Here is a 21,766-nt window from a genome sequence, read left to right as displayed (position 1 = left end):
GTCGTCTTTTCGCGACCCATCCGTTGGATTTCTACCGGTTCCCCGTCCGAAACGGTGAGAACGGGGTCCGCACACGCTTTCTATCGCTCTACTATGTTTTCACCGTGAATTGTACTAGGGATTTATACTTCGACGACCGCACACGGGCATAGATGTCTTCGCACACAGACGGGGTCAGCGACGTGGAGTCGGCCGGACAGGTTCCGACAGGTCTCGAACAGCTAGATCGGATCCTCGACGGCGGGTATCCACGGCAGCGGTCGGTCCTCGTCGAGGGTGAGCCGGGGACCGGCAAGACGACACTCGCGATGCAGTTCCTCCAGGCCGGCCTCGACAGCGGTGACGACTGCCTGTTCGTCAGCACCGAACAGACCAAGGCCGAGGTCGCCGATGCGTTCCGATCGTTCTCCTACGATATCGACCACGAGAACCTGACGGTCATGTCGTTGCACGTCCAGACCGGGCAACCGACCGAGAACTTCGCGGGTAACAGTATCAGCAGACGGTTCGGTGATGCCGGAGAGGGGTTCGTCCTGCGGACACTGGAGGGCGGTGCTGCCATCGACGAACACCAGGTTTCGTTCAACGGGTCGAACATCCGCCAGTACCTGGCCCGTGCGGGCGACTGTGATCGGGTCGTTCTCGACAGTGTCTCCGGGCTCTCGACGATGACGACGGAGTACGCGGTGTTCCGACGGGCCCTGCTGGATCTGATTCGTCTGTTCTCGGATACGCTCGGGGCTACCTCGCTGTTCACCGCCGAGGCTGCCGTCGACGACCGGAACCTCCTCCGGTACAACACCCACGGGGTCGTCACGCTCAAACGTGAGCCGGTCGCTGGGTCGTCCAAGCGGTACCTGCGTGTCGAGAAGATGCGCGGGATCGACCACGACACGCGCCGATACAATCTGAGTATCGATACCGAGTACGGGGTCCGTCTCTATCCCCGGAACCGAACCCGTGACAGAGCGATGAACCCCCACGATGTCCAGCCGACGGGTGTCGAAGGACTGGACGACCTGCTCGGTGGCGGTCTGCCGAAGGGGGCCCCGACGGTCGTCGAACACGACGGCAGGGCCGACATCGACGTGATGACTGCAGCCCTGCTCAACCAGGCCGTCGAGGAGCAGGTCAACGTCCTGCTCGTCGCCCCGCCGGAATGGACCTGCGAGACCCTGAACCGGTACCTCTGGGGGGATGAGACCGTCGAATCACTGATGGAGGCCGATCGGCTGTTCGCCATCTGTGGCAGCGAACGTTCGGATCTGCTCTCGGAGAACGTCTACAAGTTCGAGGAATCGATGACCAGGGAGGACTACTTCGGCATCCTGGCGGAGGTACGGTCCCGACGCGAGGGGGCGTGGTGGACCCTCGTCGACATCGAAGCGCCGATGGACTTCTTCACGCTCGAAGATACGAAGGCGGTCTGGCGACAGACGGCGGCCGGACTCGTCGACGAGAACGATGTCATCACCTGTCTGACCAACAACCGCAAGGACAACGACGACGTCCGCGAGTTCCTCTACGATATCGCACCGCAGGTGATCAGGTTCAGTCAGGAGGCCGACGGACTGACGTTCGCCCATCTGGACAAGAGCCTCACCGGCCAGATCGGTGACGCGAAGATCGTCGACTTTCCGTCGACGGCTCCCTACGTCGCCTTCGAGTAACCTGTCGCCACAGCGTTCTTGCCACCAGCGCACGGACCTCCGGTATGTCCTGTCCCGAGTGTGGCGGCGAGCAGCTATCGATCCCCGTTCCGTCCGACCTCCGTGAGTACCTCCGGGGAGACGCGCCGGGTGTCAGTGTCTGTCGTGACTGTCTGGCGATGCGACCCGACGAGAACCCGCCCGCCGAGACGCCGGACCTGACGACGCTGAACGACGCCATCCCATCGAATCCCGACGCTGCACTACCCGTTGTCTTGCTCGTGGGCCTGCTGGACTCGCTGGCGGTCAACCGGACCGAGATCACGGCGTTGCTCGAACGCGCCGAACGAGCGGGGACCGACCCGCTGCTGGTCGTCGACCGGCTGGCGGACAGTTTCGGGTCCAGCGCGCACGTCGACCTGGCGAGCCGCCGGCGACAGCTCGAACAGTTGCTATGAGAAAACGTCCTTAGACGCCTGTAGAGTACCGTAGCAGACCGGCGACGCCACCGAAGGCGGTCAGGAGCTGTTCGCCCTTCTCGAAGTCCGTCGAGACGAAGACGGTCTCGGAGCCTCGCTGGTCGGCCAGTTCCATCAGGTGGTCGATGGCGTCCTCGCGCTCGGCGTCCTCGGCGTCGACGGTCGCCGAACACCGGGTGCAGTCGTGGGCCCCGGTCTCGGCGTTGCTGTTGACGAGTTCGTACTCGTCGTGGCCGTTCTCGCAGGTGTAGATGACGACGTCCTTCCGGAGGTCCTCGGAGATGAGCAGCTGGTCGACGGCGCCCATGTTGAGGTTCTGGCGGGTCTGGTCGAAGCCGTAGGTCGCCTTGTCGCCGTCGTGGAGTTGCTTGAAGAACTCCTCCATGACCTGCTTGTCCTGGAGGATCTCGTGCTGGGCCAGCACCTCGTCGGCGGCGTCGACGAGGTCGTACAGGCCGGACTCGTCGGTGTAGGCGACGTCGAACTTCCCCAGCACCATGTCCTGTAGTTCGTGGTGGAGGTAGTCGCCGTCGAGGAACTCGTCTTTCGTCGGTGAGGGCCCACCGACCAGCACGCCGTCCATCTCGTGACGGGAGTCGACCATCAGGTCGTTGGCCATCCCGGCGACTTCCTGGTAGAAGTTGTCGATAGCCTCCAGACGAAGGCGGGCGAACCGCTGTGCGGACTGGCCACCTTTCCGCTGTTTGCCGGGGACCAGCGACGACGCGGACTTGACGGGTTCGACGCGCTTGCCCTTGAGCCAGCCGACGTTGGCTTCGCGCCGGTCGAGCACGATGAGGCCGAACAGTCCCTTGTCGGCCAGCATCTCCTCTAATGGCTCGGTGAGGAACTCTGCGTCACAGTGGTAGCGGAACGACTGGATCGGGTCCGGCGGCGATTCGAGGACTTTCGTCACCATGTCCGTCCGGCCACCGCCCTGATCGATCGCGCCCGAGAACAGCACCATCCCGTTCTCCGGGGAGCTGTCGTAGTAGCGAAGTCGGTCCTTGATCGAGGTCAGTGCGTCCTGGACGGCCGTGCGGGTGTCCTTGGACTTGATGTTCGAGGCCTCGGAGTGCTCCTGGGTGACGTGGGCGACGACGTCGCTGAGGAGCTTGTCCTCGGGGACGTAGATCGAGACGAGCTGTGTCCCTGATCCCCGATACCCCTTGAGTTCCTCGATGACCTTCCGGAACTCGTATTTCTGTTTGTCCGACTGCTCCTGTTCCTGCTCGCTCATTACTACCTGTTGGCCGAGGTGGTGTAAGAACCTGTTGACAGGCGGGCGATTCGAGCAACGCGAGAATCGCCGTACGTGCGAACGGCGACCGACGGGAGCCGTGAGCAGCGAGAGCCCGACCAAAGGGAGGGGTCTCGATACGTCGAGCGGCGACCGTCGGGAGCCGCGAGCAGCAAGAGCCCGACCAAAGGGAGCGGCCCTCGAAGTGACGTGGGGAACGAAGTGACCCGCGGAACAGCCGGGCGATTCGAGTACCGCGAGAATCGCCGGCTGTGTGAACCGAACTGGTGGCCGATAGACAGGTGGATCGGGCCGTCTTGTCGGCATGTCACCGAGGCCCGCGACAGCCGGTTTTATATGACTGTCATTCCTGTGGACAAGCAACCAGATCATGTCGGGGTACGTGTGTACGATTGCGGGCGGAAAGGGAGGCGTCGGGAAGACGACGACCGCGGTCAACGTCGGGTCGTCCCTGCAGGAGATGGGATACGACGTCGCCGTCGTAGACGCGGACCTCGGGATGGCGAACCTCGGTGCGATGCTGTCGGTCGAGCCCGAACGGAGCCTCCACGAGATCCTGGCCGGCGACGGCGCGGTGAGCGAGGCACTCACCGACGCCCCCGGCGGGCTGACGGTCATCCCCGGCGAGCAGTCCCTGGAGGCGTTCGCCGACGCGGACCCGGCCAAGCTCCGGAAGGTGATCAAGACGCTGCGAAACGCCTACGACGTGGTGCTGATCGACACCGGTGCGGGCCTGAGCCACGAGGTCGCAGTGCCGCTGGGGCTCGCAGATGGCATCGTCCTCGTGACGACCCCCGACGACGTCGCGGTCGGTGATACCGTCAAGACCGCCCAACTGGCCGATCGTATCGACGGGAACGTCATCGGCGCCATCATCAACCGCGTGACGCGCCACACCGACGTGGCAGCGATCACAGAACAGTTCGATTTCCCACTGTTGGCCGTGATTCCGGACGATCCGCAGGCGACGACGGAGGAACCGCTCGTGCTCAACGCCCCCGACAGCTCGGCGGCCGACGCGTTCAAACGGCTGACGACGGCGCTAGAGGGGCTGTGGTTCCACGACGAGACCGTCGAGGAGGACGTCGATACCATCGTCGACGACAGCTGGTTCACCGACGGAGAAGGGGACCCGGACACGGACACAGAGGACGACGACTCCGGCGGGGGCGTCTTCGGCCTGTTCAACTGACAACGGGGCGTTTCGTTTCTCCGAGGCCGATCACATCGACGTCGGCGCCTCGACACCGACCGCGTCGAGTGCGTTCGCGACGGTCCTGCGCGCGGCGGCGACCAGCGCCAGCCGTGCGGCCCGCGTCTCCGGCTCGGCGTCGAGTACCGGACACTCGCGGTAGAAGGCGTTGAACGTCTCGGCGATGTCCCGGGTGTACGTCGCGACGGTGTGGGGCTGGAGGTCCTCCGCAGCACCCTCGATGACTGCCGGGAACCGGGCGATGACACGGAGGAGGTCCCGTTCCTCGGATTCGGTCAGCGCGTCGAACTCCGGCTCGTCGGGGATCTCGTCGGCCTCGTCGAGGATGCCACAGCAGCGCGCGTGGACGTACTGGACGTACGGCGCCGACTGGGCCTCGAAGTCCAGCGCCCGGTCCCACTCGAAGGTGATGCCCTTGGTCGGCTGTTTCGAGACGATGTCGTACCGGACCGCGCCGATGCCGACCTGGTGGGCGATGCGCTCGATGTCGTCCTCGTCCAGGTCGCCCCGTGTGCGGTCGTCGAGACGGGACTCGACCTCCGCACGGGCGCGGTCGATGGCCTCGTCGAGCAGGTCGTCGAGGTCGATGCCGGTCCCCTCGCGGGTGCTCATCCCACCTTCGGGGAGGTTGACCCACGAGTAGAACACCTGGCGGAGCTGGTCGGTGTCGTTGCCCAGCAGCTCCAGCGCGGCCGAGAGCTGGTCGGCCTGGAGCTTGTGGTCCTCGCCGAGTACCGTCACCGCGCGGTCGTAGTTGTCGAACTTCCACTCGTGGTGGGCCAGATCACGCGTCGTGTACAGCGAGGTCCCGTCCGAGCGCAGGAACACGAGGTTCTTCTCGAAATCGGGGAGGTCGAGTTGCCAGGCGTCGTCCTCGTAGACCGCACAGTCCAGGTCCTGCAGGCGGTCGATCAGGTCGTCGGTCGAGCCGTCGCGCATGAACTGAGTTTCCTTGACGAACTCGTCGAACGCCGCGGGGAGACGTTCGAGCGTCCGGCGCATCCCGCCTAGGACTGTGTCGACGACCTCGGCGACGCGTTCGTAGGTCTCCTCGTCGCCGTCTTCGAGGCCCTGGAGGATCGCCTGTATCTCGGCCTCGGCGTCCTCGACGGTCTCGGGGTCCTCGTCTTCCAGGAAGGAGTTCCCTTTGCGGTAGTACCGGACCATCTCGTACTCCGGGGAGTCCCGCTCGGGCTCGGGCAGGTCGTCCTCGTCGAAGGTCTCGTAGGCCCACGTGAACACGGCGATCTGGCGGCCGGCGTCGTTGACGTAGTAGTGGCGGTCGACGTCGTAGCCGGCGTAGTCGAGCACACGTGCGACGGCGTCGCCGATGATCGGGTTGCGGGCACGGCCCACGTGGACCGGGCCGGTCGGGTTCGCCGACGTGTGCTCGACGACGACGCTCTCGTCCTGGTCGGGAAGCCGCCCGTAGCCGTCCTCGATAGCGGCGTCAAGCGTCTCCGCGAAGTAGGCGTCGCTGGGCAGGAAGTTCACGTACGGCCCCTGTGTCGCAACCTCGCTGACGTAGGTCAACGCCGAGACGTCGATGGCGTCGGCGATGTCGGCCGCGACGGCCGGCGGCGGTGCACCGACCTCCCCGGCCAACCGGAAGGCGGCGCTGGACGCCAGGACGGCGTCGACGTCCGCCGGTGGCTCCTCGATCCCGAGGTCGTCGGTCGGGAGGTCAAGATCGGCGAGCGCGGCCGCCAGCGCGTCGGCGGCTTCCGCGCGTAGCTGCAGGAACATACGCCCGGCTTTCGCGGCGGGGAGTAAATGGCTAACGAAAGCCCCCTCAGGCGAACAGCCGCGGCCCGAAGATCATCAACAGCAGGCCGCCGATCATCGAGATGGTGACGGTGATCGTGACCGCGGTGGTGAGCTGTCGGCGGTCGGGCACCGGGAGCCGGGAGACGAACGACTCCGTCGTGGTCCGCAGGATGTGCCCGCCGTCCAACGGGAACGTCGGCACGCAGTTGAACTGGCCGATGACGACGTTGATCCAGCCGGTCCAGAACAGGACGTTCGCCAGCAAGAAGACCGGTGTCGTGCCCAGGGCCGCGAGTGGCCCTTCGACGGTGTAGAAGTTCGTCGCGATGCCGGTGAAGCCGGCGAAGTTGTAGCCGAAGCCGCCGGCGACGCCGATAAAGGGCAGGATGATCGCCCCGAAGATCCGCTGGGTGAACGAGAAGTCACGCACGGCCGAGGGGTCCTCCGGCGAGCCGCCGAGGAACTCCAGGAACGCCGCTGCGGGGTACTCGTCGATACCGAAATCGTTGGTCGTCACGCCGCTGATGCCGGCGAGGGGCGTGATCCCCAGTCGGGCCTGGTCGGTGCCACCGAGCGTCACCTGGAAGGTCCGGCGCTCGCCCTCGACGTAGCCGACGATCTCGACCTGTTGGCCGGGGTCGGCTTCGGAGAGGGCGGTTCCCAGTGTGGCCGGATCGTGGGTTCGCTGGCCGTCGAAGGACGTGACGATGACGGCCTCACGGGCCGGCCCACTGGCGTTGTCGAGTGGCCCGTCGGGCTGGACCAGCACGTAGGCGCCGATGGGCATCGTCACCGATCGCCCCTCCGCGGTCTCGATGGTCGCGACTGTGGTGTTACGGGCCGCTCGCTCGAACGCCGCGCTCGTCGACACTGCGGTCCCGTTGACGGCCGTGATGGTCTCGCCGGTCTCGACCGGCGCGCTCTGGACGGCGCTGTCGACGACGACGGCCCGGTCGACGGTGACCGCGTCGCCGTCCTTGAGCGACACCGAGACGGAACTGGCGTCGGTCTCCGCGAGGACGGCGTCGAGTTCGCTCCCGTTCGAGACCGGCTGGCCCTCGACAGCGGTGATGACGTCGCCGGAGCCGATACCGGCCTCGTCGGCGGGTGTCCCTTGGAGCGTCCCACCGACGGGGACGCCGTCGACGACGGCGATGGCCCCCGATATCGGCCCGAACAGCAAGAGTAGTGCCACCAGCGCCAGCGCGAAGTTGTTCGTGACGCCGGCGGCGAACATCCGCGTCTGTGCGCCCCGGTCGGCGTGGAGCAGTTCTTCCTCGTCGGGCTGGACGAACGCGCCGATGGGGATGATCGCCAACATCGCCAGCCCCATCGACTCGATGTCGATGTTCTCGACGCGACAGAACAGACCGTGGCCGCCCTCGTGGACGACGAGGCCGAGCAACAGTCCCAGGACGATCTCGGGTGCGACCGACAGCGGGAGGAAGTCGTTGACACCCGGGATCGCCAGCGCGTTCCGCGGTTCGTTCAGGGCGGAGGGTTGTGGGTTGACGATGGCCTGGTAGGCGCCAAAGACCACCATGGCGAACGAGCCGACCATCACGACCAGCGCCAGCCCCAGCCCGAGGTTCCCCCAGGCTCGCCAGAACCGTTTCGGGCGGGCCAGCCGGTCCAGGATCACCTTCCCCTTCTGGGTATGGATCGTGGTGATCGGGCCGCTGAACCGGACGTACTCGGGGATCACCCCGCGTGCCCGCAGCGCCATCGCCGCCAGCGTGTAGGCGACGAGGCCCGCGAGTACCCACGTCAGCGTGCTTACCATGTACCCTGATTCTGGGCCCAGCAACGCAAGAGGGTTACCCTTCCACCTTTTTGCTGCGGGGGGTCGCGGGGCGACCCCCGCTTGCAAAAACGTGGGCGAAAAAGGCCGGACGCTCGGCAACGCCTCGCGTCCGGTGAACCGGCTCGCTTCGCTCGCCGGATACTCTGTGCCAGCCCTGCCCTTCCCCAGGTCGCGGCACAGAGGCCGCTCCCGGCCAACGGCACCGCGACGACTCGGCAAAACCCGGACTGCCACGGGCAAACTGCCCCGCGACTGCCCGATAGACCGCACCGCGCCCGCTCGACGGCTGCTTACGCCTCGCGTCGCAACCGCTTCACGACGAACTCCTGGTCGAGCTTGGCGATGAAGGTGCCCAGCTGTGGGCCCTCGGTGTCGTCGAACAGCAGGCGGTAGCCGGCGGCGAAGAAGTCGCCGACGGGGACGTCGTGGCGCTTGGCGGTCTCGTAGATCTCGCCTTGGATGGTCTCGCCGTCGTGACCTTCCGCGACGAAGTCGGCCAGTTCGTCGAGCGCCGCCTCGGTCGCCGCGTCGAAGTCGTGGGCAGGGATCTCGGCGCGCTTGAGTTCGTAGTCGAAGGCGTTGCCCGTCCGGCGGGCCCAGTTTCGCGCTCGCTCGACACGGGCGAGAGCGCCATCGACGGCCCACTCGGGGGCGTCCTCGGAGATGTGGCCCTCCCGGCGGGCGATCTCCTCGCGGAGGTCGGGGTCGTCGGTCATCCCCAGCACCGCGGCGAAGGTGTATGGGATGCGGACCCGCTCGGGGTCGGGGTCGGGGTCGGGGACGACCATCGGGTACGCGCGGTCGGCGACCTCCTGTTCGGCCTCGTCGCGCGGGTCGCGTTCGCCGAAGTACAGCGCCTCGAATCGGTCGAACTCGTCGACGAGCTGGTCGGCGTGCTCGACCGAGAAGTCCCGCTGCTTGCGGGGGTTCTTCACGAAGAAGTACTTGAAGACCTCCGGTTCGAGGATCTCCAGGACCTCGTCGACGGTGATGACGTTGCCCGACGAGGAGGAGAGCGGTTCGCCGTCGAGCGTGAACCACTCGTAGACCATCGGGACCGGTGGCTGGATGTCCAGGACGTTCTCGGCGATATCCTCGCCCGAGGGCCAGGACCCCTCTGCGTGGTCCTTGCCGAAGGGCTCGAAGTCCACTCCGAGAATCTCCCACTGTGCGGGCCACTCGAAGCGCCACGGGAGTTTCCCCTCCCGGAGCGTCGCTGTCCCCTCGTGGCCACAGCCCTCGATGGTCTGGTCGCCGGCCTCGACGTCCTCACAGACGTAGCTGACTTCGCCGGCGTCCAGATCGACCTCCGTGACTCCCTCGGTGAGTTTCCCGCACTCGGCACACTGCGGGAGGAAGGGGACGTAGTCGTCGTCGACCTTGTTCTGGTACTCGGCCAGTACCTCGCGAGCGCGGTCGGCCCGTTCGAGCACCCGCCGGGTGACGGCCTCGAACGCGCCGTCTTCGTACAGGTCGGTGTTCGAGACGAACTCGACGTCGACGTCGACCAGCTCGGCGCTCTTTTTCAGGAGGTTCGTGAAGTGCGCGCCGTAGGAGTCACAGCAGCCGAAGGGATCCGGGATGTCGGTGTAGGGCTTCCCGAGGTTCCGCCCGAGCGCGCCCGCGTCGACCTCGCCGAGGCCGACGACGTTCCACTCCAGGTCCGCCAGTTGCCGGGGCACCTTCCGCAGGCGGTCCTTGTCGTCGGCGGTGAACACCTGCCGGACCTCGTGGCCGCGGTCACGCAGTGCCTCGGCGACGAAGTAGCCCCGCATGATCTCGTTGAAGTGACCGATGTGAGGCACGCCGGAGGGGGAGACGCCGCCCTTGATGACGATAGGATCTTCTGGGTTCCGTGCCTCGATGGTGTCGGCGACGGCGTCGGCCCAGAACGCCCGGTCGCCGCCGCTACCGACCGCGTATGGATCTTCGGCCATCTCAGTCCTCCGGGAGCACTTCGGTGCCGTCGAACTCGTCGTCCTGGACCGCGCGGACGACGCGTTCGGGGTCGGTGCCGTCCAGCACGACCGTCCGGATGCCGGACCGCTGGATGACCTTCGCCGCCAGGAGGTCGACGGGAGCGTTGCTCCCGGCGTCCATCTCCATGTCGGCGATGACGTCGACGAGTTCGTTCGCCGGCAGTTCGTCGAAGCGAGTCGCGTCCGGGTCCTCCTTCGGGTCCGCGTCGTAGACGCCGGCGACCGACGTCGCGTACACGAGGAGGTCGGCATCGACGTACTCGGCGAAGGCCGCGGCGACGGCGTCGGTGGTCTGTGCCGCGACCACACCCCCGAGCACGGGGATATCTCCACGCCGGATGGCTTCCCGCCCAGCCTCGTAGCTCTCGGCTGGCGTGGATGCGGCCCGGTCGTCGAGTGCGGCGATGAGCAGCCGGCCGTTCAGCCGCGTAACGGCGATGCCGAGCTGGTCGAGTTCGATCTCGTTGGCGCCAAGTGCGCGTGCCGAACGGATATACCGCCGGGCGGTCGGCCCACCGCCGACGACGGTTCCGAGTGTGTGACCCTGTTCGTCGAGTGACTGGAGCGCGTCGGCATACGCAGCGACCCGGTCGGATTCGAGATCCGGGGCCAGGACGCTCCCGCCTACGGAGACGACGACTTTCATTGCCCCGGCGTAGCCACGAGTCGCTATTAAGGATTGTCAAGCCCACTCGCCCCGCTGTGGCTTGGGGAGATGCACGGGAAGCATCCGTTCCGTCTCGATAATTATCGGCAACAATTTCATCCTTTGCGTGTGAGAACGAACTGATACCGGTAGGGTATGTGGCGAAATAAAGGCCTGGCCGGGGATAGAGAATACAATCTCAGAATGCGTTATAAAATTTCTAAGCGGTTCTAAAACAGTCGTAAAATGTCCGTTTCACACTATTTTTGCTAAACGGAGCCGAATCGACGCGAAGCTTCCTTCCTTTATATACTCCCAGCAGCACAAGCGTTGAGCGAGGTCACACACATGAGCACAACCGTAACGCCCTCCAGTGAGGAAGAGCCCTCCAAAGAAGAGCGCCTCAAGTCCTTCCTCGCAGAGAAGGCCGCAGACGGTGAGATGTATTTCAAGAGCAAGTTCATCGCAGAGGAGGTCGGTCTCTCACCCAAGGAGATCGGCGCCCTGATGGTCAAGCTCAAGGAGAGTGCATCCGAGATCCAGGTCGAAAAGTGGTCGTACACGAGTGCGACGACGTGGCGCGTCGAGCCAGCGTAACCCACGTTCTGTCACCGAACCCGCTCTGAACCGTCTCTCTCGTGCCCCGGTTTCGGGTGCACAACCGCACCACTCCGAGCCGACGGTGAGCGCGGAGTATTAATGTCCGGCCACGTTATTCCGAATCGATGAGTCACGCCGACGACAGTCCGCCACCGCCCAGTGCCCTGGCCGCCGTGTTCCAGGTCTGGTCGGTCGAGCGCGACGACGGGACGGTACGGTACATCGGTGACCCGCTCGTCCCGCCCGACGCTGTCGTCGACGAACTCCGGACGCTGTTCGGACAGCGCGGCTACGACCTGCGGCTCGAACAGCGCTCGGAGACTCCCTCTCGGGCGGATTCACCGGCCGAGCACCGCGTCCCGACGACCGGTGGACGGGCCTACGTTCTCGTCGCAGAGCCGGCCGAATCGTCGTCCGGGGGCATCCCCTGGCTGAACGTCGGCCTCCTGATCGCGACCGTCGCGTCCACGCTCTACGTGGGCGCGACGCAGTGGTACTACATTCCCGTCTCGGAGTCGCCAGCCCGTATCTTCGAGGCCTGGCCCTTCGTCGTCGCGATGCTGGGGGTGCTGGGCATCCACGAACTGGGCCACTACGTGGCGGCTCGCTACCACGGTGTGGACGTGACACTGCCGTTCTTCATCCCGTTCCCGTCGCTGCTGGGGACGATGGGAGCGGTCATCAACATCCGCGGTCGCATTCCCAGCCGGCGAGCGCTGTTCGACATCGGCGTCGCCGGCCCGCTCGCGGGGCTGGTCGCGACGGCCGTCGTCACCCTCGTCGGTCTCACACTGGACCCGATCACCGTCCCGGAGGCGGTGCTCAACAGCGACTCCGGGTACGCGATCAACTTCCACGACCCGCTGCTGTTGCAGGGACTGGACGCGCTGGTCGCCGCTGCTGGACTTCGGACGACCGTCGGGCCGGGCGAGTCGCTCCACCCGATCGTCTTCGCCGGGTGGGCGGGGATGTTCTTCACGTTCCTGAATCTGCTACCGGTCGGCCAGCTCGACGGCGGCCACATCGTCCGCGCCATCGTCGGCCAGCGCCAGGAGACGGTGGCGGCTGCGGTCCCCGGTGGACTGTTCGCGCTGGCCGGGTTCCTCTATCTCACCCGCGATCCGCCGCCGGTCGGGCTCGGTGTGTGGACGCTGTGGGTGTTCTGGGGGCTGCTCTCGACCGGCTTCGCCTACGCTGGCCCGGCGCGGCCGACCGTCGACGAGTCGCTCGACCGGCGTCGCGTGGCCCTCGGCGTGGTGACGTTTGCTCTCGGACTGGCCTGTTTCACCCCGGTCCCGTTCGAAATCGTCACAGCGACCTGATACTACTCGGCGCGTTAGATTCCCGGGTGGACGACCGTAGCGGCGGGCCCAGCGCCGTCTTTGAACGGTCTATCCTGCTCTGTAACCTTCGTTTCGCGTCCGCCGATAGCGTAAAATCCCGGCTTTCCAGTGTGAAACGAGTGAACCGACGCGAAGAGAACGGAACGGACTGGCCCCTATATGCCCGGCCGGGAGTAAGGGGTTCGTACACGATGACGCCCCGCCCATCCCACCCTACCTGCCCGCGGAAGGACGACGAACTGAGCTACGAGGAGCGGGCCAGCGCCGCTGCGGAGGCCGTTCGACTGGTCACGACGACGCTCGCCGCGCACGACCACGACTAGTGTGAGTAGCCGCGGTCGGCAAGTGGCTCACCATCGAGCGTGATGCCGTCTGGTGTGGTCGTCCCGATGCGCGTCAGCGAACACGGGACGGCCGCCCGCGCCGCCGAGAGTTCTGCCTCCGGGATCGTACAGACGAGTTCGAAGTCCTCGCCGAAGAAGACGCCGAGTTCGAGCCGCGCCTGTTCGCCGGCCGCGACCGCGTCGACGGCGTCGTCGATGGGGAGCGGTGACTCGATGGCGACTCCACAGTCGCTTGCCGTACACAACTGGTGGAGTGAGCGGGCGAGTCCGTCACTGGAGTCCAGCATCGCCGTCGCGTGGGGGGCGAGTGCCGTCCCCGCCCGCACGCGTGGTTCGAATCTGAACAGCTCGTTGGCTCGCTCGGTGTCGCCGTGGGCGAACAGTTCCAGGGCGGCACCCGATCGGCCCAGTGTCCCGGTCACACAGACCGCTTCGCCGGGGCTGGCGCCCGAACGGCGAACCGGCTCGTCGGTCCGCCCGAGCGCTGTCGTCGCCACGGTGAACTCCCGGTGGTCGTCCAGGTCGCCGCCGACGTACTCCGCGTCGACGCGGTCACAGACGTCGCTGGCGCCATCGACGAACGACAGGAGGTCGTCCTCGTCGAACGCCGGGGCAGCATAGACTGCTACCGCGGCGGTCGCCGTTGCGCCCATCGCTGCGACGTCCGAGAGAGAGGCGCCGACCGCCCGCCAGCCGGCGGTATACCGGGTCGTCCCGTCCGGGAAATCGGTCGTCTCGTGGAGCATGTCCGTCGTCAGCACCTGTCCGTCGACGACGGCGCAGTCGTCACCAGCGGCCGGGAGCCGGTTTCCGAGTACGGCGAGTGCGGCCTGCTCGTCCATACCGGCCCCTCGGTGCCGGGGTGGAAAACGGTCGCGGTATCTGTCGGTGGGTTCAAGCCACAGACACCCGACGACCTGTACATGGACGACAACCGGTGGGCGACGGTAGTCGGATTTACCGGCGCGCTCGTCGTCCTTGGGGTCCTGATCTGGCTCGTCGGCGTCGACGAGACGGTCAGGGCGCTCACGCGGGCTGACCCGGCCGGGCTGGCGCTCGTCCTCGGTATCGCCGCCGCCTGGCTCACCGCGTGGGGGCTGGCGCTGTGGACGGTCCTGCACGCTCTCGACGTCCCGGTCCCGGCCCACACTGCCGTGCTCGTGTTTGCCGGTGCCATCTTCTCGAACAACGTCACGCCGTTCGGGCAGGCCGGTGGCGAGCCACTGAGCGCGCTGCTCATCTCGACCGCCGCCGACAGCGAGTACGAGACCGGGCTCGCGGCGATCGCCAGCGTCGACACCATCCACTTCGTCCCGTCGCTGTTCTACGCCGTCGTCGGGTTCACCTTCGTCGCCGCCGGCGCCGTCCGACTCGGTCGGAACCTCGTGTTCGCCGCCGTCGCGGTGGCGGTTCTGACCGTCGGGTTGCCGGTCGGCGCGTATCTCGGGTGGCGCTACCGGTACGAACTCGAAGCGGGGGTAGTCCGGCTGTTTACGCCCCTCTTACAGTTTCTCGGTCGGGTCGTTCCACGGCGGTCGCCGCCGTCGACGGCGGGCATCGAGCGCCGTATCGAGGGCTTTTTCGCCGCCATCGACCGCGTCGCCGGCGACCGCCGGATGCTCGCCCGGACGCTGGCGTTCTCGGCACTCGGCTGGGGCTGTCTGGTCGCCTCGCTGTGGGTGTCGCTGTACGCCGTCGGCCTCTCGGTCCCGGTCGCGCCGGTCCTGCTCGTCGTTCCGGTCGGTTCCATCGCCAGCGTCACCCCGCTGCCCGGCGGGTCCGGCGCTATCGAGACGGTGCTCGTGACCATGCTGGTCTCGACGACGCCCGCGACGCTGGTACTCGCGACCTCTGCCGTCCTCATCCATCGGGGAGCGACCTACTGGCTCCCGACGCTGGTCGGCGCCGGCGTGGCGACCGCGCTGGGTGCCGACCGGGCGACGGCAGGCGGGTGAGAGCCGTTCACGTCCCGGCGACGCGAACGATGCGCTTAAATGACGGCAACGGGAATCATGGCCCAATGACGACACTCTACGATGCTCCCCCCGAGGAGCTCATCGAGGCGCTCACGGAGAAACTCGCCGACGAGGACGAGATCGAACAGCCCGACTGGGCCGTCGTCGCCAAGACCGGCGTCGACCGCGAACTCCCGCCCGAGCAGGACGACTTCTGGCAGCGACGCGCCGCCAGCCTGCTCCGGAAGGTCGCCGTCGACGGGCCGGTCGGCGTCAACAGCCTCCGCAGCGAGTACGGCAGCTCCAAACAGGGCACGACGCGCTACCGCGTCCGGCCCAAGCAGAAGGCCCAGGGTTCGGGCAACGTCATCCGGACCGTCCTCCAGCAGCTGGAGGAGGCCGGCTACGTCGAGACCAGCGAGAGCGACGGCCGCCGTATCACCGGTGACGGCCAGAGCCTGCTCGACGACACCGCCGGCGAGGTCATCGAGGATCTCGACCGCCCGGAACTCGAACGGTACGCCTAGAGCGTCTCTTCTCTCCCGACCGGACAGCGGTCGGACTGGCGCTGTGACTGTCTCGCGCTCCGAAATGATTTTCCCCGCGACGACAGTAGTTCCCAGTAGTCATGAGTGGCGACCCCAGCGAGGAGGAGCTCGACGAGCTCCGGAAAAAGAAGATGGAACAGCTCAAAGAACAGCAGGAGGGTGAGGACGCCGAGGCCCAGCAGGCCGCCCAGCAACAGGCCGACGCCCAGAAGAAGGCCATCCTGCGCCAGCACCTCTCGGACGGTGCCCGCAAGCGACTCAACACGGTCAAGATGTCCAAACCCGACGTGGGCGAGCAGATCGAACAGCAGGTCGTCGCGCTGGCCCAGAGCGGCCGCATCCAGGGTCAGATCGACGAGGAGAAGATGAAACAGCTCCTCCAGGAGCTGACACCCGACTCCAAGAGCTTCGACATCAAGCGCCGGTAGATGCGCTGTGGGTTGCTCTACAGCGCGGGCAAGGACTCGACGCTGGCGGCGTTGTTGCTCGACCCCTTCTACGACGTGACACTGGTCAGTGGCACCTTCGGCGTCGTCGACCCCGACCCGGCCGGCGAGGCGGCCGCCGCCGTCGGCTTCGACCACCGCACGCTGGACCTCGACCACGCGGTCGCCGACGAGGCGGTCGACCGACTGGACGCCGACGGCTTCCCGCGCAACGCTATCCAGCAGGTCCACGAACACGCCGTCGAGTCGCTGGCAGAACGGGCCGAGGACCTCGATATCGACGCCATCGCCGACGGGACCCGCCGCGACGACCGTGTCCCGACAATCGAGCGACCGTTCGCACAGAGCGTCGAGGACCGCTTCGGTGTCGACTACCTCGCGCCGCTGTCGGGTATCGGCCGCGGTGCCATCGACGGCATGGCCGCCCAGAAACTCGTCGTCGAGACCGGCCCCAGCGCCGAGATCCCGAAGGCGGACTACGAGGTCGAACTCCGGGCGCTGCTGGCCGAGCGCTACGGCGAGGGTGCCGTCGACGAGGTGTTCCCCGACCACACCCAGTCCCGAGTGCGCGGACTGGCAGAGTAGCGGTCGGCCGTGGATCGTTCCCGCTGGCACGTACTGGAGCGTTCCTGACAGGCGAGAGCCCGTTCAGAATCCACCGGTTCGGGTCGTCCCATCCAGCGGTGCCGGGCACCTCAAACTACTTCCGCCCGCATACGCAACGTATGCACATGAGCACGTCGATTCGCGTCTCCGACGAGACGAAGCAGAAACTAGCGAGGCTGAAGCGTGAGGACGAGAGCTGGGACGAGTTCCTCGACAGACTGGCGACCGAGGGGTCGGGCATGAATGCTGGTGCGTGGAGCGGAACTGACAAAGCCGAGAAGGCCCGTGAAGCGATCGAGCGCTCCCGACAGAGCTTCGAGCAGTGACGGTTCTCGATTCATCGGTTATCATCGACTACCTCGATGGTGTCGAAGCAGTCGTCGAGTTCGTCGATGCGCAACCAGTCCTGGTAACCTCTAGTATCTGTATCTACGAAGTGCTGGCAGGTGAGGTGTTCGCGAGCGGTGACACCGACCTCGTCGGGGCGCGTGCGAACTTCGGACGGGTCGCCGCGCTCGATTTCTCGGAGGAGGAGGCGTTCGAGGCCGCCCGGATACAGAGTCGTCTTCTCGAATCCGGCGACCCACTGTCGCCACGCGACCTCATGATCGCGGCGACAGCGCGATCCGAAGGGAGAGAACTGGTCGTCTCCGACGCTGACTTCGATGTAGAGGGTCTCCAGGAACTACTTTCCGTCCGGAGACTCGGCTCCAATCAGGATTCCAGTTGATCGGGTGGCCAGATATCGGCCCGGCGGCCGACTTCTCGACGGTGGGTGGCCTCGGTCTGAACGGACAGGTTCAAGCGCGCCCTCGCTGTACGCGCCGGTATGTACGACCGGGTCAAGGGCTTTCGCGATTTCTATCCCGAGGAGATGCAGGCACGCCGCTGGGCGATGGACACCATCGAGGACGTCGCCGGCCGCTACGGCTTCCGGGAGATCGGGACGCCCGCGCTGGAACCGACGGAGATGTACGTCGACAAGAGCGGCGAGGAGATCGTCGAGGAACTGTACAGTTTCGAGGACAAGGGCGGGCGCGACGTCGCGCTGACGCCGGAACTCACCCCGACGGTCGCGCGGATGGTCGTCGCCAAACAGCAGGCGCTCTCGAAGCCGATCAAGTGGGTCTCGACGCGACCGTTCTGGCGCTACGAGCAGGTCCAGCAGGGCCGGTTCCGCGAGTTCTACCAGACCAACGTCGACATCTTCGGCTCGTCGGACCCCGCAGCTGACGCGGAGATACTCGCCGTCGCCGTCGACATGCTCACCGACCTCGGGCTGGACGCCGAGGACTTCGAGATCCGCGTCTCCCACCGGGACATCCTCTCGGGGCTGCTGGAGAGCTTCGACGCCGACGTCGACACTCGCGAGGCGATCCGCGCGGTCGACAAGCGCGCGAAGATCGACCGCGAGGAGTACCTCGACGCCCTCTACGAGACGGGGCTGAGCTACGACCAGGCCGAGACCTTCGACGAGTTGCTCCAGACCGGTGAGGACGACCTGGAGGACCTGGCCGAACGCACCGACGCCGTCCGCGAGGCGACAGAGAACCTCCGTGCGGTGCTTTCGGCGACCGATGACTTCGGCGTCCGGGAGTACCTGACGCTGTCGCTGTCGACCGCCCGCGGCCTGGACTACTACACCGGCGTCGTCTTCGAGTGTTTCGACTCGACGGGGTCGGTCTCCCGAGCGGTCTTCGGCGGCGGTCGCTACGACGACCTCATCGAGGGCTTCGGCGGCCAGCCCACGCCCGCGGTCGGGTTCGCGCCGGGCCACGCCACTCTCCAGTTGCTCTGTGAACGGGCCGGCGTCTGGCCCGAAGAGGCGCTTTCGACGGACTACTACGTCCTCCAGGTCGGGGACACGCGGGCGACTGCCGCTCGCATCGCGCGGGACCTCCGGGAACGCGGCCACGTCGTCGAGAGCGATGTGGCGAGTCGCTCGTTCGGCGCCCAGATGGGCTACGCCGACGACATCAACGCCGAGACGGTCGTCATCGTCGGCGAGCAGGACCTCGAAAACGACGAGGTGACGATCAAGGAGATGGACGAGGGCGAGCAGACCACCGCGCCGGTCGACGAGTTCCCCGGCGATCACGAGCGGCCGACCTACGCGGACTTCGTCGAGTGAGACTCCGTCCGTAGTTTTTTGCCTGCCCGCACGCGCAATCCGAGTATGCTGCCCACCCTCCCAAAAAAGAAGCTCACGGGCGTCGTCGCGATCCTCTCGTTCGGACTGACCGCGCTGTTCGCTGTCTTCGGCTTCGGTCCGCTCGTCCCCGCGACGTTCGTTCTGGGCTTTTTCATCCTGTTACCGCTGATCGGCATCCTCGGCGAGGATTTCCCGCTGGTCGAACCCGAACCGCCAGATTCGGTCGAGGAATACGACCGTTCGACGACCACGCGAAGCGTCGAATCCGATCCCGGTCAGTCACCCGTCGAACAGCTCCGCGACCGCTACGCCCGCGGCGAGATCAGCGAGGAGGAGTTCGAGCGACGACTCGAACGGCTGCTGGAGACCGAGCACGTGGCCGAGCAGCGACAGGAACGGACGCGCGAGCCCGACTACGAAATCGAGTAGCCTACAGCGGTCGTTCCATCTCGTACTCCGCACGGTCTCGGGTCGTCGTCTCGAACCCCACGGAGTCGTACAGCCGCATCGCGATGTGGTTGGTCCGCTCGACGGCGAGCCAGACGCTGTCGAGCCCCTGCTGTTGGCCGTGGCCAAGCAGCACACGGATGAGCTGTGAACCGATGCCGGCGGACTGGTAGGTCGGGTGGACGAAGATCGCCAGTTCCGAGGTTCCGTCGTAGGGGACCAGTACGGCGTGGCCGACCGCCCGGTCGCCGTGCCAGACGACGACGTTGTGTCCCTCGGCGAGCAGGTCGTCGATCCACGAGCGGATCTCCGACTCGTGGCGGGGTGGCAGTCCCTGGGCGCGCGAGTCGGCATCGAACTCCGAATACATCTCGACGAGGGGGTCCCCGTCGCCGTCGTAGGCCCGTAGCTCGACGTCTCGCCCCACTCTGTCGGTGAACTGGACTGGCGGGCGCGGGAACTCGGTGCTCTCGTCGGCTGCTGGGGGCATCACCTCCCACCTTGGGGACTCAGTGTCCTAAGTGTGGTGTCGCTCCTCGCTGTGTGCGAACCTTTATGCGACACCGCCGGACTGATTGAATCACTGGCATGTCGAGGGTGGTGGGTGACCGGTGACGATACCGATCGAACATCTGCGAGCGGCGGGACTGGGCGCACAGGTCGAGTCGCTGTCGACCGCTGTCGCGGAGTATCTGGACGAGGACAAGACCCTGGACCGGGTCGACTCAAACGTCGCCATCGTCTCAGATCCGTTCGGGGGCCGGACCGCACTGCTTGAGTACGCCGAGGAGTTGCTCGGCGAGCGGGCACGCCGGGTCACGCTCTCGGAGGTCGTCACCGACGAGACCGTCGTTCCGGAGATTCCCGACGACGGTGCGCTCCTGCTGGCGGACTGTCACTACCTCTATCAGCGCGCTGTCGGCGGGTTCGACGTCCTCGAGGAGTTCCTCGAACGGCTGGCGATGACCAACCAACTCGTCGTGACGACCTGGAACCGCTACTCCTGGCAGTACCTCGCCGCCGTTCGCCAGGTCGACCAGTCGTTCCCGCTGGAGATCAGGTTACCGCCACTGGACGCCGACCAGATCGAGGCGGTCGTCCGGGCCCACGACGACGCGGAGTCGCTGCCGTCGTTCGTCGATACCGGTGCAGCCGGCCGTATCAAGACCATCGACGTGGGCAGCTATCCCGTGGATCTGTGGGGTGATCGGACCGTCCGGCTGCCGTACGTCCGGCCGAACCCGGCGTGGGTCGCCTCCTGGTGGAGCGAGGAGGACACACAGATCCAGTCGGTCGTCTACGAGAAGCTCCGCCGCGTCTCGCACGGCAATCCCGGTATCGCGACGACGCTCTGGGACCAGAGCGTCCGCGAGACCGGCGACGGCCGGGAGATCGCCCCGAGTTACGTCCGGGACCCGGTCTCGGACGTCGCCGGGCTGGCCGACGAGACGGCCTTTCTCCTCTGGTACGTCGTCGCGATGGAGGGCGTCGAACGGGATCGGCTGGCCGCCATCCTCGACCGGGACCGTATCGACACGGCCGTCCAGACGCTCGCGAACGTCGGTATCGTCGACGTCGAGGGAACGGAGATCTCGCTCCGCCCGGTCGGACTCCATCCGGCCGTCGCGGAACTCCAACGGAGGCAGTTGCTATGGTGACGCTCCTGCAGGTCACGGCCGGTGGGAGCGAGGCGGTCCCGTCGGTGTCGATCGATGTCGGGACGGTCCTCAACGCCATCGTCGTCATGCTCGTCGCCTACGTCCTCGCTCGCGGGCTCAGCTTCGCGCTGACGACCGTCGCCGACCGCCTCGAAGCCCACCGGTTCAGGGTCACGCTGTTGATCCCGCTGTTGAAGTTCCTGGTCTACGGGACCGCACTCTATCTCATCGTCCGCATCCTCTTCGAGTTGACTTCGACGCAACTGGTCGCCATCTCGGGCCTGCTCGGGGCGGCCATCGGCCTCGGTCTCAAGGACCTGCTCGCGGATCTCGTCGGGGGCATCATCCTCGTCCTCGAACAGCCCTACCAGGTCGGGGACAAGGTCGGGCTGGGCGACCACTACGGCGAGATCACCGACATCGGGCTCCGGTCGACGTCGCTGGTCACGCCCAACGACACGCTCGTGGTCGTCCCGAACTTCGTCTTCCTGAACCAGTCGATCTCGAACGCCAACGACGGGGCGGCCGAGATGCTCGCCGTCGTCGAGTTCTACATCGGCGTCGACGCCGACGTGGCACGGGCACACGAGATCGTCGAGGAGGCGCTGGTCACCTCGCCGTACGTCTACGTCACCGACGACCACCCGGTCACGGTCGTCGTCGAGGACGACCTCTACTACCGGACGCTGACGGGGAAGGCCTACGTCAACGACCTCCGCAACGAGTTCGAGTTCAAGTCCGACGTGACCGAGCGCGTCCTGGACGCGTTCGCCGAATCCGGTATCGAGTCCCCGCGGGCGCCGGCGGGCGGCATCATGGACCAGCCCCCCGAGTGATCGTCCCGGGGCGCCCAAGTACCCCGCCACCGA

At 66.4% G+C, this 21,766-nt stretch carries 23 protein-coding genes; 16 read left to right on the top strand and 7 right to left on the bottom strand.

Annotated elements, in window-relative coordinates; all coding sequences use genetic code 11:
• Positions 1-152 precede the first annotated feature (152 nt).
• Entirely contained in the window at positions 153-1,670 is a 1,518-nt protein-coding gene (locus Hhyl2_RS10110; protein ID WP_483550653.1) for an RAD55 family ATPase, read from the top strand.
• Positions 1,671-1,714: 44 nt separating this feature from the next.
• Entirely contained in the window at positions 1,715-2,107 is a 393-nt protein-coding gene (locus Hhyl2_RS10105; protein WP_483550652.1) for a DUF6276 family protein, read from the top strand.
• Positions 2,108-2,117: 10 nt separating this feature from the next.
• Here the strand turns inward: Hhyl2_RS10105 and prf1 are convergent, their stop codons facing one another.
• Positions 2,118-3,368, bottom strand: a complete 1,251-nt coding sequence (gene prf1 / locus Hhyl2_RS10100; RefSeq protein ID WP_483550651.1) for a peptide chain release factor aRF-1 — start codon at positions 3,366-3,368, stop codon at positions 2,118-2,120.
• A gap of 391 nt (positions 3,369-3,759) precedes the next feature.
• Between prf1 and Hhyl2_RS10095 the strand changes: the two genes are divergently transcribed.
• Entirely contained in the window at positions 3,760-4,581 is an 822-nt protein-coding gene (locus tag Hhyl2_RS10095; protein ID WP_483550650.1) for a MinD/ParA family ATP-binding protein, read from the top strand.
• Positions 4,582-4,611: 30 nt separating this feature from the next.
• Here Hhyl2_RS10095 and argS read toward each other — a convergent pair whose 3' ends face one another.
• The 4 genes from argS to pyrH all read right to left on the bottom strand — a co-directional run bounded on the left by argS (position 4,612) and on the right by pyrH (position 10,798).
• Positions 4,612-6,348 carry an arginine--tRNA ligase gene (gene argS, locus Hhyl2_RS10090; RefSeq protein WP_483550649.1) on the bottom strand — a complete coding sequence of 579 codons (1,737 nt, stop codon included), beginning with the start codon at positions 6,346-6,348 and terminating at the stop codon, positions 4,612-4,614.
• Positions 6,349-6,394: 46 nt separating this feature from the next.
• Positions 6,395-8,152 carry a site-2 protease family protein gene (locus tag Hhyl2_RS10085; RefSeq protein WP_483550648.1) on the bottom strand — a complete coding sequence of 586 codons (1,758 nt, stop codon included), beginning with the start codon at positions 8,150-8,152 and terminating at the stop codon, positions 6,395-6,397.
• Positions 8,153-8,463: 311 nt separating this feature from the next.
• A complete protein-coding gene (lysS, locus tag Hhyl2_RS10080; protein WP_483550647.1) occupies positions 8,464-10,110 on the bottom strand; it encodes a lysine--tRNA ligase in 1,647 nt (548 codons plus the stop codon).
• Between the two features lies 1 nt (position 10,111).
• Positions 10,112-10,798 carry a UMP kinase gene (gene pyrH, locus Hhyl2_RS10075; RefSeq protein WP_483550646.1) on the bottom strand — a complete coding sequence of 229 codons (687 nt, stop codon included), beginning with the start codon at positions 10,796-10,798 and terminating at the stop codon, positions 10,112-10,114.
• A 348-nt stretch (positions 10,799-11,146) separates the two neighbouring features.
• On the opposite strand from pyrH, the gene Hhyl2_RS10070 reads away from it, so the two are divergent.
• The 3 genes from Hhyl2_RS10070 to Hhyl2_RS10060 all read left to right on the top strand — a co-directional run bounded on the left by Hhyl2_RS10070 (position 11,147) and on the right by Hhyl2_RS10060 (position 13,064).
• Positions 11,147-11,395, top strand: a complete 249-nt coding sequence (locus Hhyl2_RS10070; protein ID WP_483550645.1) for a DUF7123 family protein — start codon at positions 11,147-11,149, stop codon at positions 11,393-11,395.
• A 128-nt stretch (positions 11,396-11,523) separates the two neighbouring features.
• Positions 11,524-12,720: a site-2 protease family protein gene (locus Hhyl2_RS10065; protein WP_483550644.1), complete on the top strand. Its 1,197-nt coding sequence runs from the start codon at positions 11,524-11,526 to the stop codon at positions 12,718-12,720.
• A gap of 212 nt (positions 12,721-12,932) precedes the next feature.
• On the top strand, positions 12,933-13,064 hold the full coding sequence (locus Hhyl2_RS10060) for a hypothetical protein (RefSeq protein ID WP_483550643.1): 132 nt from the start codon (positions 12,933-12,935) through the stop codon (positions 13,062-13,064).
• On the opposite strand, the gene thiL is transcribed toward Hhyl2_RS10060, so the two are convergent.
• On the bottom strand, positions 13,061-13,927 hold the full coding sequence (gene thiL, locus Hhyl2_RS10055; protein WP_483550642.1) for a thiamine-phosphate kinase: 867 nt from the start codon (positions 13,925-13,927) through the stop codon (positions 13,061-13,063). The genes Hhyl2_RS10060 and thiL overlap by 4 nt on opposite strands.
• Before the next feature lie 81 nt (positions 13,928-14,008).
• Here thiL and Hhyl2_RS10050 point away from each other — a divergent pair, with 81 nt between their 5' ends.
• From Hhyl2_RS10050 to Hhyl2_RS10015, 8 genes are all read left to right on the top strand, one after another.
• Entirely contained in the window at positions 14,009-15,040 is a 1,032-nt protein-coding gene (locus tag Hhyl2_RS10050; protein ID WP_483550641.1) for a lysylphosphatidylglycerol synthase transmembrane domain-containing protein, read from the top strand.
• Positions 15,041-15,105: 65 nt separating this feature from the next.
• Complete coding sequence (locus Hhyl2_RS10045; protein WP_483550640.1) at positions 15,106-15,567, top strand: 30S ribosomal protein S19e; 462 nt, start codon at positions 15,106-15,108, stop codon at positions 15,565-15,567.
• A gap of 101 nt (positions 15,568-15,668) precedes the next feature.
• Positions 15,669-16,016, top strand: a complete 348-nt coding sequence (locus Hhyl2_RS10040) for a DNA-binding protein (protein WP_483550639.1) — start codon at positions 15,669-15,671, stop codon at positions 16,014-16,016.
• Entirely contained in the window at positions 16,017-16,619 is a 603-nt protein-coding gene (locus Hhyl2_RS10035; RefSeq protein WP_483550638.1) for a DUF7411 family protein, read from the top strand.
• A gap of 146 nt (positions 16,620-16,765) precedes the next feature.
• On the top strand, positions 16,766-16,966 hold the full coding sequence (locus tag Hhyl2_RS10030) for a DUF7557 family protein (protein WP_483550637.1): 201 nt from the start codon (positions 16,766-16,768) through the stop codon (positions 16,964-16,966).
• On the top strand, positions 16,963-17,370 hold the full coding sequence (locus Hhyl2_RS10025) for a PIN domain-containing protein (RefSeq protein ID WP_483550636.1): 408 nt from the start codon (positions 16,963-16,965) through the stop codon (positions 17,368-17,370). Before Hhyl2_RS10030 ends, Hhyl2_RS10025 begins: the two co-directional genes overlap by 4 nt.
• Before the next feature lie 99 nt (positions 17,371-17,469).
• Positions 17,470-18,771 carry a histidine--tRNA ligase gene (gene hisS, locus Hhyl2_RS10020; protein ID WP_483550635.1) on the top strand — a complete coding sequence of 434 codons (1,302 nt, stop codon included), beginning with the start codon at positions 17,470-17,472 and terminating at the stop codon, positions 18,769-18,771.
• A 45-nt stretch (positions 18,772-18,816) separates the two neighbouring features.
• Positions 18,817-19,221, top strand: coding sequence for an SHOCT domain-containing protein (locus Hhyl2_RS10015; protein WP_483550634.1), 405 nt, complete (start codon positions 18,817-18,819; stop codon positions 19,219-19,221).
• 1 nt (position 19,222) lies between these two features.
• Here Hhyl2_RS10015 and Hhyl2_RS10010 read toward each other — a convergent pair whose 3' ends face one another.
• On the bottom strand, positions 19,223-19,729 hold the full coding sequence (locus Hhyl2_RS10010; RefSeq protein WP_483550633.1) for an N-acetyltransferase family protein: 507 nt from the start codon (positions 19,727-19,729) through the stop codon (positions 19,223-19,225).
• Positions 19,730-19,850: 121 nt separating this feature from the next.
• Here Hhyl2_RS10010 and Hhyl2_RS10005 point away from each other — a divergent pair, with 121 nt between their 5' ends.
• Positions 19,851-20,897, top strand: coding sequence for a hypothetical protein (locus tag Hhyl2_RS10005; protein ID WP_483550632.1), 1,047 nt, complete (start codon positions 19,851-19,853; stop codon positions 20,895-20,897).
• On the top strand, positions 20,891-21,733 hold the full coding sequence (locus tag Hhyl2_RS10000) for a mechanosensitive ion channel family protein (protein WP_483550631.1): 843 nt from the start codon (positions 20,891-20,893) through the stop codon (positions 21,731-21,733). The genes Hhyl2_RS10005 and Hhyl2_RS10000 overlap by 7 nt, the downstream gene beginning before the upstream one ends.
• The last annotated feature ends 33 nt before the right edge of the window (positions 21,734-21,766 follow it).

The organism is Haloarcula sp. H-hyl2 (assembly GCF_056934385.1).
Note: the sequence above shows the minus strand (reverse complement) of the source record. Positions and strands in the feature narration are given on the sequence as shown.

Bases quoted from the DNA above. Each gene is read 5' to 3' on its own strand.
- Hhyl2_RS10110 (WP_483550653.1), top strand. From the start codon at position 153: ATGTCTTCGCACACAGACGGGGTCAGCGACGTGGAGTCGGCCGGACAG.
- Hhyl2_RS10105 (WP_483550652.1), top strand. From the start codon at position 1,715: ATGTCCTGTCCCGAGTGTGGCGGCGAGCAGCTATCGATCCCCGTTCCG.
- prf1 (WP_483550651.1), bottom strand. From the start codon at position 3,368: ATGAGCGAGCAGGAACAGGAGCAGTCGGACAAACAGAAATACGAGTTC.
- Hhyl2_RS10095 (WP_483550650.1), top strand. From the start codon at position 3,760: ATGTCGGGGTACGTGTGTACGATTGCGGGCGGAAAGGGAGGCGTCGGG.
- argS (WP_483550649.1), bottom strand. From the start codon at position 6,348: ATGTTCCTGCAGCTACGCGCGGAAGCCGCCGACGCGCTGGCGGCCGCG.
- Hhyl2_RS10085 (WP_483550648.1), bottom strand. From the start codon at position 8,152: ATGGTAAGCACGCTGACGTGGGTACTCGCGGGCCTCGTCGCCTACACG.
- lysS (WP_483550647.1), bottom strand. From the start codon at position 10,110: ATGGCCGAAGATCCATACGCGGTCGGTAGCGGCGGCGACCGGGCGTTC.
- pyrH (WP_483550646.1), bottom strand. From the start codon at position 10,798: ATGAAAGTCGTCGTCTCCGTAGGCGGGAGCGTCCTGGCCCCGGATCTC.
- Hhyl2_RS10070 (WP_483550645.1), top strand. From the start codon at position 11,147: ATGAGCACAACCGTAACGCCCTCCAGTGAGGAAGAGCCCTCCAAAGAA.
- Hhyl2_RS10065 (WP_483550644.1), top strand. From the start codon at position 11,524: ATGAGTCACGCCGACGACAGTCCGCCACCGCCCAGTGCCCTGGCCGCC.
- Hhyl2_RS10060 (WP_483550643.1), top strand. From the start codon at position 12,933: ATGACGCCCCGCCCATCCCACCCTACCTGCCCGCGGAAGGACGACGAA.
- thiL (WP_483550642.1), bottom strand. From the start codon at position 13,927: ATGGACGAGCAGGCCGCACTCGCCGTACTCGGAAACCGGCTCCCGGCC.
- Hhyl2_RS10050 (WP_483550641.1), top strand. From the start codon at position 14,009: ATGGACGACAACCGGTGGGCGACGGTAGTCGGATTTACCGGCGCGCTC.
- Hhyl2_RS10045 (WP_483550640.1), top strand. From the start codon at position 15,106: ATGACGACACTCTACGATGCTCCCCCCGAGGAGCTCATCGAGGCGCTC.
- Hhyl2_RS10040 (WP_483550639.1), top strand. From the start codon at position 15,669: ATGAGTGGCGACCCCAGCGAGGAGGAGCTCGACGAGCTCCGGAAAAAG.
- Hhyl2_RS10035 (WP_483550638.1), top strand. From the start codon at position 16,017: ATGCGCTGTGGGTTGCTCTACAGCGCGGGCAAGGACTCGACGCTGGCG.
- Hhyl2_RS10030 (WP_483550637.1), top strand. From the start codon at position 16,766: ATGAGCACGTCGATTCGCGTCTCCGACGAGACGAAGCAGAAACTAGCG.
- hisS (WP_483550635.1), top strand. From the start codon at position 17,470: ATGTACGACCGGGTCAAGGGCTTTCGCGATTTCTATCCCGAGGAGATG.
- Hhyl2_RS10015 (WP_483550634.1), top strand. From the start codon at position 18,817: ATGCTGCCCACCCTCCCAAAAAAGAAGCTCACGGGCGTCGTCGCGATC.
- Hhyl2_RS10010 (WP_483550633.1), bottom strand. From the start codon at position 19,729: ATGCCCCCAGCAGCCGACGAGAGCACCGAGTTCCCGCGCCCGCCAGTC.
- Hhyl2_RS10000 (WP_483550631.1), top strand. From the start codon at position 20,891: ATGGTGACGCTCCTGCAGGTCACGGCCGGTGGGAGCGAGGCGGTCCCG.